Annotated in this window: 10 protein-coding genes and 1 tRNA gene; 5 read left to right on the top strand and 6 right to left on the bottom strand. The window is 62.7% G+C overall.

Annotation, left to right across the window (positions count from 1 at the left end; all coding sequences use genetic code 11):
- Positions 1–249: 249 nt before the first annotated feature.
- The 4 genes from AC0L3D_RS34675 to AC0L3D_RS34660 all read right to left on the bottom strand — a co-directional run bounded on the left by AC0L3D_RS34675 (position 250) and on the right by AC0L3D_RS34660 (position 5,280).
- A complete protein-coding gene (locus tag AC0L3D_RS34675) occupies positions 250–1,464 on the bottom strand; it encodes a porin (protein WP_128168083.1) in 1,215 nt (404 codons plus the stop codon).
- Positions 1,465–1,872: 408 nt separating this feature from the next.
- Positions 1,873–1,963 (bottom strand) — tRNA-Ser (locus tag AC0L3D_RS34670).
- A gap of 52 nt (positions 1,964–2,015) precedes the next feature.
- A complete protein-coding gene (locus tag AC0L3D_RS34665) occupies positions 2,016–2,924 on the bottom strand; it encodes an alpha/beta fold hydrolase (RefSeq protein WP_473647322.1) in 909 nt (302 codons plus the stop codon).
- A gap of 301 nt (positions 2,925–3,225) precedes the next feature.
- Positions 3,226–5,280, bottom strand: a complete 2,055-nt coding sequence (locus tag AC0L3D_RS34660) for a lytic transglycosylase domain-containing protein (protein WP_473647323.1) — start codon at positions 5,278–5,280, stop codon at positions 3,226–3,228.
- A 333-nt stretch (positions 5,281–5,613) separates the two neighbouring features.
- Here AC0L3D_RS34660 and dapA point away from each other — a divergent pair, with 333 nt between their 5' ends.
- From dapA to AC0L3D_RS34645, 3 genes are all read left to right on the top strand, one after another.
- On the top strand, positions 5,614–6,495 hold the full coding sequence (gene dapA / locus AC0L3D_RS34655; protein WP_473647321.1) for a 4-hydroxy-tetrahydrodipicolinate synthase: 882 nt from the start codon (positions 5,614–5,616) through the stop codon (positions 6,493–6,495).
- 246 nt (positions 6,496–6,741) lie between these two features.
- Positions 6,742–7,221: an SsrA-binding protein SmpB gene (smpB, locus tag AC0L3D_RS34650; protein WP_128172698.1), complete on the top strand. Its 480-nt coding sequence runs from the start codon at positions 6,742–6,744 to the stop codon at positions 7,219–7,221.
- Positions 7,222–7,323: 102 nt separating this feature from the next.
- Positions 7,324–8,067, top strand: coding sequence for a glycoside hydrolase family 25 protein (locus tag AC0L3D_RS34645; protein ID WP_473647320.1), 744 nt, complete (start codon positions 7,324–7,326; stop codon positions 8,065–8,067).
- Here AC0L3D_RS34645 and AC0L3D_RS34640 read toward each other — a convergent pair.
- Together AC0L3D_RS34640 and AC0L3D_RS34635 are read right to left on the bottom strand one after the other, a co-directional pair.
- Complete coding sequence (locus tag AC0L3D_RS34640) at positions 8,036–8,713, bottom strand: uracil-DNA glycosylase (protein ID WP_373420431.1); 678 nt, start codon at positions 8,711–8,713, stop codon at positions 8,036–8,038. The genes AC0L3D_RS34645 and AC0L3D_RS34640 overlap by 32 nt on opposite strands.
- The gene (locus AC0L3D_RS34635) at positions 8,710–9,291 is read right to left on the bottom strand and encodes a LabA-like NYN domain-containing protein (protein WP_023800773.1); all 582 of its coding nucleotides are present in this window, start codon (positions 9,289–9,291) and stop codon (positions 8,710–8,712) included. Before AC0L3D_RS34635 ends, AC0L3D_RS34640 begins: the two co-directional genes overlap by 4 nt.
- Positions 9,292–9,610: 319 nt before the next feature.
- Between AC0L3D_RS34635 and rpoZ the strand changes: the two genes are divergently transcribed.
- Entirely contained in the window at positions 9,611–10,012 is a 402-nt protein-coding gene (gene rpoZ, locus AC0L3D_RS34630; RefSeq protein WP_023800772.1) for a DNA-directed RNA polymerase subunit omega, read from the top strand.
- 111 nt (positions 10,013–10,123) lie between these two features.
- Complete coding sequence (locus tag AC0L3D_RS34625) at positions 10,124–12,352, top strand: RelA/SpoT family protein (protein WP_287074390.1); 2,229 nt, start codon at positions 10,124–10,126, stop codon at positions 12,350–12,352.
- Positions 12,353–12,436: the final 84 nt, after the last annotated feature.

The raw sequence follows: 12,436 nt of genomic DNA, 5'->3' as shown, positions 1-12,436 counted from the left end.
GCCGCACTCCGTCCAACACCCCTCAACCGTCTTGGCGCTGCGCGCCAATCCACCTTCTCCCACAAGGGGAGAAGGAAGAGGCTTGTCCGGCAGGACAGAGGGGGGCGCGAAGGATCGCTGCTGACTTCGTTCTGCGCAGTTGTCGGCTGAGTATCGGCGCCCCCAAGCATTCCGGCCTTGACAGCCACGCCGACACGAAAAAAACCCGGCGGTTGCCCGCCGGGTTCGAGTTCAGTCAAACGCTGCTGATTAGAACGAGCGCTGGAAGCGGAGCATGCCGCCGAGGCTGTCTTCGTCGTCCGCACCGGTCCAGTTGGAGAAGTCGGGCTCGTCGAAGTCGCCGGCGTGCAGGTAATCGACTTCGGCCGTGATCGTCAGGCCCGGAACGATGTCATAGGCGATGTTGGCAGCGATGCCGAGGTTTTCGCCTTCGTCATACGAGATCTGGGTGTTGAACGAGGTCTTCTCGTTGATGGTGTAGGTGCCACCGCCCCAGACCGCCCAGTTGCCGCTCCACAGCTTGTACATGCCGCGGCCGCCGGCGACGGGTGTTGCGAAGCCGGGATCCTCGTAGTTGTCGTCAGTGCCGTAGCCGGCCATGATGAACAGCGACAGGTTCTCCATTGGGGTGACGTCGAGGCGAACCTTGCCGGCCACTTCTTCGTAGTTGGCGTCGTAAGCAATGACGCCGGTGATGGCGCCCCAGCCCTGCGTCCACTTCACGCCGCCGACAACATGCGGAACATAGCTGTCGATCGTGAAGTCGCCATAACCTTGTTCGAGCGAGACCACGGCCGAGAAGCCATTGCCGGCGTCGAAGTAGTACTGGACGACGTTGGTGTCGAAACCGCCGTAGGGAACCAGCGTATCCTGGATGACGTTGCCGGCGTAGCCGATGAACGTATCGTAGGCCGATTCGTCTTTACCGACGCGCAGGCCGCCGAGCTGGATCCAGGCGAAGTTCAGCGAAATGCCTTTGTTCTCGGCAGGGTTAGCGACAATGATAGTCTCACCTGGCAGCGGGGGCAGCGGACCGGCGCCGTCCGGATCGGGACCGGGGACGTATGTGCTGCTGACGTGCCGGTTCCGGTTGCCGAAGTTGAAGCGGGTCTCGGTGTAGGTCTTCAAGGTGCCGAGCTCGGTTTCCTGGCCGGTCCAGGTCTTCAGGTTAAAGCGGGCCTGCTTGTAGTACGTGTCCTGGATGTCGCCGTCCTCGACGTCGAAGTTCTCAGCACCGTCGAACGAGCCGACGTCGCCGACGCCGATGTCGTAGCGGACATAGCCGCCGATGCGCAGGCAGGTCTCGGTGCCGGGGATGTAGAAGTAGCCAGCGCCGTAGACGTCGCAGATGCGGACGTATTCAGCTGGTTCCGGCTCGGCGACGACGACGGCGTCGGCGGCGCGCGCACCGGAAACTGCGACCAGAGCCGCAGCGGAGCCAAGAAGAAGGCTCTTGATGTTCATTTTCTGACCTCCAGTCAAAAGTTAAAAAACGGGTCTGGGTATTCTTTGCTGAAGGACAGCGTTCCCTGCCCCATCCCCACTACCGAAAAAGATGCGCACCGCGCCGCTCCTTCGAACCCGACATTACCCATGAGGCGGCGGCGTTCAACAACCATCGCATCGGCGAAAGGTCTGTGCAGGCGCTATCACCCTGCCTTGTTGCACAAATGACACGATTTGGCCTCACTCGGAAAGCTCCCGTTAACCATTGGGCTGCCGGAGACAGGTTGGAGACCCATTGGGCCAGCCCTTGCAATCCGGCCGATTCCGGCAATTGCCTGCCGCAATTGCGGCGATGTCTGTGAGTCGCCGGCCAAGGCATTGCCGCAGAATCGCCGCATGGCGAAAAGCGGCGAGCGCGAAGCGGGATGGCGGAGAGGATGGGATTCGAACCCACGAGAAGCTTTTGACCTCTACTCCCTTAGCAGGGGAGCGCCTTCGACCACTCGGCCACCTCTCCGTTGCGCTGGTGGATAAAGAAAAGCGCCGGCACAATCAACAAGCCTGACCCATTATCGTTGAAAAAACCGGCTCCCGGCGAAGTGTTGCTCGGTCCTGTCCAAAAAAGCGGCGATGGCGCCGGGCAGGCCGCCGGTCTCGAGAAAAGGCGCATGGCCCTGGCTTTCGACCGTGATCGTCTCGACACGGGGATGACGGTTTCGCATCTGTTCGAAGGTCTCGGCGGACAGCAGCTTCGAATTGACGCCGCGTATGGCGAGCAAGGGTATTGCCGCCAGCGCCTCGAACTGCGGCCACATGTCGGGCAGCTTCTGGGTCAGGTCGAGTCCGGCCAGCGTCTCGACCAGCTTCGGGTCGAAATCCGGCAATAATCCTCCACCCGTATCTCGGTAGAGCGCCGCTACCATCCGCTCCCAATCCGCCTCGGTCAGGGCAGGAAAGTCGCTGCCATGCGCGCCGCGCTGGGCGCTGACGGCCTCGGCGTGGGTTTTCGGCTTCGGCGCGCGCTCGAGATAGGAGCGGATATGGGCGAGACCGCCGGCCTCGAGCACCGGGCCGATATCGTTGAGCACGATAGCCCGCAGGACTGCTGGCCGCATCGCGCCGAGCACATGGATGATCAGCCCGCCGCGTGACGTGCCGATGAACGCTGCTTCCTCGATGCCCAGCGCCGCCAAGCCGGCGAGGATGTCACCGGCTTCGACGCCGATATTGTAGTGGCCGATATCGGGGTCGTAGGCGGATTGCCCGCGGCCGCGATAGTCGAAGGCGACGATTTTTCGCGGCGTTTGCGCCCGCCGCGACAGATGCAGCGCCAGTTCATGAAAATCGCGGCTATTGCGGGTCAGGCCAGGCAGGCAGACGACCGGCCAGTGGCCGGAATTCGCTTCGCCGTAGATGCGGGCGTGGAGTTCAAGCCCGTCCGGCGAGGCGTAGAAGAAGTCGGAAAAACCGCTCGACATTTTGGGACCTCGCTTCCTCGCCGTTGCCGGATCGTCGACTGCTACAGGCGAGGGCGGGCACGGTCAAATCGAAGCGTCATTTTCGAGATGTCGGCGGGACAGCGCCCCGCTCTGTCCTGCCGGACATCTCCCCCTCAAGGGTCCCTCAAGGGGGAGATTGGCTGTCCGTTTGCTTTTCGCCAATCGCCAACGCTGATAAGGAAGGCGCCGCCAGTGAAACTGCCAACCTCCCCCCTTGAGGGGGAGATGCCCGGCAGGGCAGAGGGGGGTGCTTCGCCAAGCCAGCCTTCGCCCGAACGGATCAACTCCGCCCGTTCACCAAATCCCCGACAATGTCGTACTTGCCGGAAATGCGCATCTTATAGACTTCGTAATTCTCCATCACGCGCTGGACGTAACTTCTTGTTTCGGTATAGGGAATCCGCTCGATCCAGTCGACGACGGCGTCGATGTCCTTGCCGCGCGGGTCGCCGTATCTGGCCACCCACTGGGCGGCGCGGCCGGGGCCGGCATTGTAGCCGGCGAAGGTCAGCACATAGGAGCCGTCGAAGCGGCCGAGCTGCTCGCCGAGGAAGGCGGCGCCCAGGGTCGCGTTGTAGCCGGCGTCGGTGGTCAGCCGCGCCTGCGAGAAGGTCATTCCGGCCTTGTCAGCCAATTGCCTGGCGGTCGCCGGCATCAGCTGCAGCAGGCCACGTGCGCCGGCGCTGGAGACGGCGCCGATGTTGAACTCGCTTTCCTGGCGGGCGATCGCATAGGCCAGCGCCTTGCCGGAGCCGGAAATGTTGGCGGTCTCGGGAATGGCGCCGAGCGGATGCGACAGCGCCCCGACATCGATGCCGCGCGCGCCGGCGATCTTGCCGACCTTCAGCGCCAGGAAGTGATTGCCCTGCTTTTCCGCCATCGCGGCCAGCAGCGCCAGCTCTCCGGGACTGCTCAACTGTCCGGCGAGGTCGCGGTAAAGCGTGTCGACGTAGCGCTGATAGCCCGCCTGCTGCAGTCGCCTGATGGCGCAGACCGCCTCGCGGCTGGAAAAATTCCGGTGATCGCTGGCGCTCGGCTGCGGATGGGCGATGTTGAGGATCTGCCGGCCGACGCGCTCACCGGCGAGCTGGCCGTAGAACGTCGTGCCGTAGGCGGCGGCACGGCTAAAATAATCCCTGGCGCTGCCGGGGCCGCCGGCTTCGGCCGTACGGCCGAGCCAATAGTAGGCGCGCGACAGCGATATCGGCCCCTGGGCGAGACCGGCGATCCGCTCAAAATGCTTGGCAGCGGTGGTGGGATCGTTGAGGCCGCGCAGCGCGTACCAGCCGGCATGAAACTCCGCATCGGCCGCGTTGGCAGCAGTTTCGCCGGCGTGTGCGGCGACTATCCTGTAGGCGGTCTTCATGTCGCCCTGGTCGACCAGTTCGCGCGACAGCACCCGGCGCTCGGCCCACCAGGCATCCGGGTCGATCAGAGCGCTGCGGTCGCTCGGCGCCTTCATCACCATTGCGGCGGCGTCGGAAAACTTCTGCTGCTTGCGCAGATATTGGGCTTGGGCGAAGAGATAGCCGGCCGAACGCTGCGCGGCGGGCACCGCCATCAGCAGCCTGGCCGCGTTCTTGTCGCCCCCATTCTTGTCGCCCTTGTCCGCCGCGGCCCAGGCGTCGGCCAGTTGCCGGGCGCCCGCAAGGCCGGCGACGCGCAGCGCCGAACTGACCCGGTCGGCATAAAACATGCGCTCCATGCGGAAACGGTGGTCTGATGCGGGAATCAGCGTGCCGAATTCCTGGATGATCGCCGCCTCGTCCCTGGCTTGCAGTTTTTCGGTGCGCCAGAAAGGCGACAGCACCGAGCGCGCCGCCTCGACGTTGCCCTGCGAGACATAGGAGCGGGCGAGAATCACCACGCCCTCGGCTGTTTGCGGCTGGCTGCCGCCGAAAGCCTGCACCACGATCTCAGGCGCGGGGTTCTCGCGGTAGAGCGCGCGCTCGCTGTTTTTGCGCAAGGCGATCATGCCCGGCCAGTTCGGCAGCATTTTCGCAGCATCGGCGATGTCGCCGCTTGGCACCCTGTCGCCGCCATAGAACGCGATAGCCCAGGCAAGGATGTGCTGGTCGAGCGAATTGACCGGCAGGGCGTCGCGCACCTGGCGCGCACCGGCAATGTCGTTTGCCGCCAGCGCATCGAGGCCGCTCTTCAACCTGGCGACGCTGGCGGGAGGGGATTCCGGACCCTGCAGGCCGGTATCCAGCAGGTTTGGCTTCGGAATGGTCGACGTGACCTGTGCATCGACCTTGCCGGCGGCCACAAGGGTCGGCGTCAACAGGAGAATTGCGCCAAGCAGCGCGAAAAAATGAGGCTGCCGGGTCGGCATCGTCTTCATCATTTCCTGTCTTGCACAATCACCAACAGGCACAGATCAACTGAAGCCTAGTTGGCTGTGGTGAAGAGCCTGTAAACGGGGCTATCGAAGTCGTTCAAATTGCGCTTGCTGGCATTCTTGTCATGCTTGCCGCGCAACAATGTCGAGACTATGGTGCGCCGCTTCGCTTTCGGCTAGAAGGCGCGCACGACAAAACACCTGCAGCACCGCGCGTCATCTCGGATGCGCAAAGGACGCTGTGGCACGTTAAATTTGGCGCATGATCTTTCCGTGAATCGGCTCCGATTTTCGGGCTCGTGCGCCAGTCCCAAGGAGTTGGACGACATGCTGAGAGGCTCGCTTACCGCGCTCGTGACACCGTTCGAAAAGAGCGGCCGTTTCGACGAGAAAGCGTTTCGCGCCTTCATCGCCTGGCAGATCGCTGAAGGCACGACCGGCGTGGTTCCGGTCGGCACCACCGGCGAGTCGCCGACGCTGTCGCATGACGAGCACCGCCACGTCGTCAAGGTGTGCGTCGAGGTGGCAAAGGGCCGCGTTCCGATCGTCGCCGGCGCCGGCTCCAACAACACCGAGGAGGCGGTTGGCCTGGTGCAATATGCCGAGAAGGCCGGCGCCGACGCGGCACTCGTCGTCACGCCCTACTACAACCGGCCGACGCAGCGCGGCCTCTATGCGCATTTCGCTGCCGTTGCCAAAGCGACCAGCCTGCCGATCATCATCTACAACATTCCGCCGCGCTCGGTGATCGACATGATGCCCGAGACGATGGGCCAGCTGGTGCATGACTTCAAGAACATCGTCGGCGTCAAGGACGCCACCGGCAAGGTCGAGCGGGTTTCCGAGCAGCGTGCCACCTGCGGCAAGGATTTCATCCAGCTTTCCGGCGAGGACGCCTCGGCGCTCGGTTTCAACGCCCATGGCGGCGTCGGCTGCATCTCGGTGACGGCGAATGTCGCGCCGCGGCTGTGCGCCGAATTCCAGGAGGCGACGCTTTCCGGCGACAACGCCAAGGCGCTGGACTTGCAGGACCGCCTGCTGCCGCTGCACAAGGCGATTTTCCTGGAACCCGGCGTGTCCGGCGCGAAATATGCGCTGTCGAAGCTCGGCAAGGTCGAGAACGTGCTGCGTTCGCCGCTGGTCACCATCGAGCAGTCGACCGCCGAAAAGATCGATGCGGCCATGAAGCACGCCGGCTTGATTAACTAGCGAGCCCGTTTGGAAACTCTACTCCTGCGGCCAACTGAAGGCGTCACCTGCGCTTCCGGTGCTCACGTACTATATGTACGCTCCGCTCCGGTTCGCGCATGGCCCCGAAAGCGTTCGCTTTCGGAAAGGACCATGCGCAAGCTCAGGCTTCTAGAGCGTCCTTTGCGCGTTTGAAAAACGCGCGGCGCTCTAGTGCCACCATCATCTGACTCGCAGGAGCGAGTTTCGAAACGGACTCTAGACGTCATGAACCAGGTCAGAAAAGCCGATCCCAACAACAAGACCGTTGCGGAAAACCGCAAGGCGCGGTTTTCCTACGAGGTGCTCGACACGATCGAGGCCGGCCTGGTGCTGACCGGCACCGAGGTGAAGTCGCTGCGCCAGGGCCAGGCCAACATCCAGGACAGCTACGCCTCGGTCGAGGGCGGCGAGATCTGGCTGATCAACTCCTATTTGCCGGAATATCTGCAGGCCAACCGCTTCAACCACGAGCCACGCCGGCGCCGCAAACTCCTGCTCAACAAGCGCGAGATGGCCAAGCTGTCGCAGAGCGTCGATCGCGAAGGCATGACGCTGGTGCCGCTAAAAATCTATTTCAATGAAAAAGGCAGGGCGAAGCTTTTGCTCGCCGTCGGCCGCGGCAAGAAACTGCACGACAAGCGCGAGACCGAAAAGCAGCGCGACTGGTCGCGCGAAAAGGGCCGGCTGCTGAAGGAGCGTGGGTGAGGAGTGGTCCGCAAAGCGGACGAAGCCAACGATTTGGCTTTCGAGCGACGAACGCCCGCAGCCTTGGCGGAGGCAGGGCGGTTCAACAGGGATAGGCCTGTTTTGAAGAACCGAATTGTCCTTTGGGGTGCGGCCAGCCTGATCCTGGCGTGCCTTATCACGGCCGCCGGCTATTTCTACTTCCAACCGTTTTCTCCGGACCGCGGCAAATATCCGGTCAGGGGCATCGACGTTTCCCATCACCAGCGACAGATCGACTGGCGGCGTGTTGCCGCCGACGATGTCGCCTTCGCCCTCATCAAGGCAACTGAAGGCGGCGACCATGTCGACGATGCCTTCGCCGCCAATCTGCGCGAGGCGCGTGCGGCTGGTCTGGCGGTCGGCGCCTATCATTTCTTCACCTTCTGCAGGCCTGGCGCCGATCAGGCGAAGAATTTCATCTCCGTCGTGCCGCGCGATCAAACGCTGCTGCCGCCGGTGGTGGATATCGAATTCGTCGGCAATTGCCCGCGGCGGCCATCGCCCGAAGAATTGAGCGTTGAACTCTCGGCTTTCCTCGGCCCTGTCGAGGCAGCTTTCGGCAAGTCGGCGATCCTCTATGTGACCGACGACGCGGCACGGGCCTATGCCGGCCAGATCGTCGGTCGCCGGCGCTGGGTTCGTTCGCTGGCGCTGCAGCCAGGTCATGACGACTGGATCTATTGGCAGTATCACGACAGCGGTCGCGTCGACGGCATCACCGGCGATGTCGATCTGAATGTGCTTCAGGGCGGGCCGGAGAAATTGGCCGAGCTGTTTGCGTCACCGCCCGAATCTATCTCTCCAGAAACGCCGCTATCTCCCTGAAGACGTTGACGAACATTGCTTCCGTCAGCACGCCGGTGTTGGTGTTGTAGCGCGAGCAATGATAGCTGGAAAACAGCGTCACGCCATTGGTTTGCTGCTGCCCGCCATGCTTGAACGGATAAGCGGCGACACGCTGGCCGAGCGCCCGCACGGTCGACTGGTGCGCGATCGAGCCCAGCGCCAGCACGGCGCGCAGGTTCTTGAACCGCGCGATCGTCGGCACCAGGAACGTCCGGCAGGTGGCAATCTCGGCGCCGGCCGGCTTGTTGTCCGGCGGCACGCAGCGAACTGCATTGGTGATCGCCGTGCCGACAAGCTCCAGCCCGTCATCGGGCCGCGCCTTGAATTGGCCGCGGGCAAAGCCGTGTGCGATCAGCGTGTTGTAGAGCAGGTCGCCGGCAAAATCGCCGGTGAAGGGGCGTCCGGTGCGGTTTGCGCCGCGCAGGCCCGGCGCCAGTCCGACGATCAGCAGCCGCACCGCATCCTCGCCCTCGGGTGGCAGAAAGGTCGGCACTGGTGCATTGAACCAGGACGGCTCGCGCTGCCGCCATTGCGCGATAAAATCGTGCAGCCGCGGGCAGAGCGGGCAATCGCGGTCGGGCTCGGAGGACGCGACCAGGGGAGCGGTCAAGACCGCCGCCGTCAATACTCGTCCTCGTCGACTTCGGCCGGTTCGGGCCGGCGCACCGGCCGCTCGGACGGATCGCGGCCGACATCGCTCTTCAAGGTAATCAGGTCGATGAAATGATCGGCCTGGCGGCGCAGATCGTCGGAAATCATCGGCGGCTGCGAAGCCATGGTCGAGACGATCGAGACCTTGCGCCCGCGCCGCTGCAGCGCCTCGACCAGCGTGCGGAAATCGCCGTCGCCGGAAAAGATGACATAGTGGTCGACGACATCGGCGAGTTCCAGTGCATCGACGGTCAGCTCGATGTCCATATTGCCCTTGATCTTGCGGCGGCCGGTCGAGTCGGTGAACTCCTTGGCCGGCTTGGTCACCACCTTGAAGCCATTATAGTCGAGCCAATCGATCAGCGGCCGGATCGAGGAATATTCCTGATCCTCGACCAGCGCGGTGTAGTAGTAGGCACGCAGCAGGTAGCCGCGCTTCTGGAAGTTCGACAAAAGCCTGCGGTAGTCGATGTCGAAGCCGAGCGCACGCGAGGTGGCGTAAAGATTGGCACCGTCGATGAAAAGAGCGATTTTTTCACGAGGGTCGAACATGGAAATATTCCTTTTCGAAAATAAGCGGTCATCTAAATGCGCGTGACTATCGGTTGGCTTGAAATAACCGGCTGACCTTCGTCATTCGAGATAACGCCGGTTTTACGGCAATCCAAGGGTATGATGCTGCATAGCAAGCAATTGTGATCGGTGCCGCATGTCGCAGGCGGCGCGCGCCCAGACTGGCCTTGGCCAGACCCCGGGCCCAGGCCCCAGGCCCGGCATTGTCCGGCACTGCCAAAAAGCTTGTATTTTGGCGGCGTTCGGGTTATGGACCGCGCCTGTTTTCCATCAAATCCAGGCATGAAAGGGGCAGCTCATGGCCCGCGTAACCGTTGAAGATTGCATCGACAAGGTCAACAACCGCTTCGAGCTCGTGCTTCTGGCCGGCCACCGCGCCCGTCAGATCAGCCAGGGCGCGCAGATCACCGTTCCTCGTGACAACGACAAGAATCCGGTCATCGCGCTGCGCGAGATCGCCGAGGAGACATTGTCGCCCGACGACCTCAAGGAAGACCTGATCCACTCGCTGCAGAAGCATGTCGAGGTCGACGAGCCGGAAGCCGACGGCGAGGCAATCGCCGACCAGACCGGTACCGCCGCTGCGGCAACCGACGCCGACGACACCGAGGACAACATCACCTTCGACCGCATGACCGAGGAAGACCTCCTGGCCGGCATCGAAGGTCTGGTGCCGCCGGAAAAAAGCGACGATTATTGATCTTCCCACCGGCCGCCGACACTTTCGCGCCGGCGGTTTCGTGGTTATCTATGACATGCGCCGTACGCCAGTGCGGCGCATGATTCATTTCAGCACTGCGAGATCCCGCCCATGATGCGTCAGTATGAGCTTGTCGAGCGCGTCCAGCGCTACAAGCCTGACGTCAACGAGGCGCTGCTTAACAAGGCCTATGTCTACGCCATGCAGAAGCATGGTCACCAGAAGCGCGCCTCCGGCGATCCCTATTTCTCGCATCCGCTCGAAGTCGCCGCCATCCTCACCGAAATGCACATGGATGAGGCGACCATCGCGGTTGCCTTGCTGCACGACACGATCGAGGACACCACGGCGACCAGGGCCGAGATCGACGAGCTGTTCGGTCCGGAAATGGGCAAGCTGGTCGAAGGCCTGACCAAGCTGAAGAAACTCGACCTCGTCTCCAAGAAGGCCGAGCAGGCGGAAAACCTGCGCAAGCTGTTGCTGGCGATATCGGAAGACGTTCGCGTGCTGCTGGTCAAGCTTGCCGACCGCTTGCATAACATGCGCACCCTCGACCATGTGCCCGAAGCCAAGCGCCTGCGCATCGCCGAGGAAACGATGGATATCTATGCGCCGCTGGCCGGGCGCATGGGCATGCAAGGCATGCGCGAGGAGCTCGAGGAGATCGCCTTTCGCTTCATCAATCCGGAAGCCTACCGCGCCGTCACCGCGCGGCTCGCCGAAATCTTCGAGCGCAACAAGGATGTGCTGTCCGAGATCGAGAAGGCGCTGTCCACGCTGTTCGACAAATATGCGATCAAGGCCGAGGTCAAGAGCCGCCAGAAGAAGCCGTGGTCGGTGTTCCGCAAGATGGAGGCTAAGGCGCTGTCCTTCGAGCAGCTGTCCGACATTTTCGGCTTTCGCGTCGTCGTCGATAGCGTCGAGGACTGCTACCGGGCGCTCGGCGCCATCCACACCACGTGGTCGATGGTGCCCGGCCGCTTCAAGGACTACATCTCGACGCCGAAGCAGAACGACTACCGTTCGATCCACACCACCATCGTCGGACCGTCGCGGCAGCGCGTCGAGCTGCAGATCCGCACCTATCAGATGAACAAGATCGCCGAATATGGCGTTGCCGCGCATTCGATCTACAAGGACAGCGGCGGCAAGGTGAACGGCACCGCCCACGCGATCTCGAAGGAGACCAACGCCTATGCCTGGCTGCGGCGCACCATCGAGCAGCTGGCCGAAGGCGACAATCCCGAGGACTTCCTCGAAAACACCAAGCTCGAGCTGTTCCAGGACCAGGTGTTCTGCTTCACGCCCAAGGGAATGCTGATCGCGCTGCCGCGCGGCGCCACGCCGATCGACTTCGCCTATGCGGTGCACACCGATGTCGGTGACACCTGCGTCGGCGCCAAGGTCAACGGCCGCATCATGCCGCTGATGACCGAACTGAAGAATGGCGACGAGGTCGAGATCATCCGCTCCAAGGCGCAGGTGCCGCCGGCGGCTTGGGAATCGGTCGTCGTCACCGGCAAGGCGCGCTCGGCGATCCGCCGCGCCACCAAGAATGCCATCCGCAAGCAGTATTCGGGTCTCGGCATCCGCATACTGGAACGCGCTTTCGAGCGGTCAGGCAAGATTTTTACCAAGGAAAGCTTGAAATCGGTGCTGCATCGGCTGGCACGCAAGGACATCGAGGATGTGCTGGCCTCTGTCGGCCGCGGCGAACTTGCCTCCACCGATGTCATCAAGGCGGTGTTTCCCGACTACAAGGACGAGCGCATCACGCTGGCGGCGCCCAAGCAGCGCGAGGAGGGCTGGTCGAAGATCCGCAACGCCGCCGGCATGCTGTTCCAGATTCCGGGCCGCGCCGCACGCAAGGACAAGGACCAGCCAAGGGACGGCGCCGTGCCGATCCGCGGCGTGCGCGGCGACCTGCCGGTGCGCTTCGCGCCGGAAGGTGCTGTGCCCGGCGACCGCATCGTCGGCATCGTGCAGCCGGGGACCGGCATCACCATCTATCCGATTCAGTCGCCGGCGCTGCAGGCCTTCGACGACCAGCCAGAACGCTGGATCGACGTGCGCTGGGACATAGACGAGCGCACCAAGGAGCGGTTTCCGGCGCGAGTCTCGGTCACCGCCATCAACGCGCCGGGCTCGCTGGCCGACATTGCGCAGGTCGTTGCATCCAACGATGCCAACATCCATACATTGTCGATGGTGCGCACCGCGCCTGATTTCACCGAAATGCTGATCGATCTCGAAGTCTGGGACCTGAAGCACCTGAACCGGCTGCTGTCGCAGCTCAAGGACAATTCGAGCGTCAGCGACGCACGGCGGGTGAATGGGTGAATGGTGAGAATAGTGAATAGTGAATAGTGAATAGTGAATAGTGAATAGTGAATAGTGAATAGTGAATAGTGAATAGTGAATAGT

Source organism: Mesorhizobium sp. WSM4837 (assembly GCF_055811435.1).
This window is presented reverse-complemented; position numbering and strand designations above follow the sequence as displayed.

What these genes read in the sequence shown, in the direction of transcription:
- AC0L3D_RS34635 (WP_023800773.1), bottom strand. Translation starts at nt 9,291, where the DNA reads ATGTTCGACCCTCGTGAAAAAATCGCTCTTTTCATCGACGGTGCCAAT.
- smpB (WP_128172698.1), top strand. Translation starts at nt 6,742, where the DNA reads ATGAACCAGGTCAGAAAAGCCGATCCCAACAACAAGACCGTTGCGGAA.
- AC0L3D_RS34675 (WP_128168083.1), bottom strand. Translation starts at nt 1,464, where the DNA reads ATGAACATCAAGAGCCTTCTTCTTGGCTCCGCTGCGGCTCTGGTCGCA.
- rpoZ (WP_023800772.1), top strand. Translation starts at nt 9,611, where the DNA reads ATGGCCCGCGTAACCGTTGAAGATTGCATCGACAAGGTCAACAACCGC.
- AC0L3D_RS34665 (WP_473647322.1), bottom strand. Translation starts at nt 2,924, where the DNA reads ATGTCGAGCGGTTTTTCCGACTTCTTCTACGCCTCGCCGGACGGGCTT.
- AC0L3D_RS34660 (WP_473647323.1), bottom strand. Translation starts at nt 5,280, where the DNA reads ATGCCGACCCGGCAGCCTCATTTTTTCGCGCTGCTTGGCGCAATTCTC.
- AC0L3D_RS34625 (WP_287074390.1), top strand. Translation starts at nt 10,124, where the DNA reads ATGATGCGTCAGTATGAGCTTGTCGAGCGCGTCCAGCGCTACAAGCCT.
- dapA (WP_473647321.1), top strand. Translation starts at nt 5,614, where the DNA reads ATGCTGAGAGGCTCGCTTACCGCGCTCGTGACACCGTTCGAAAAGAGC.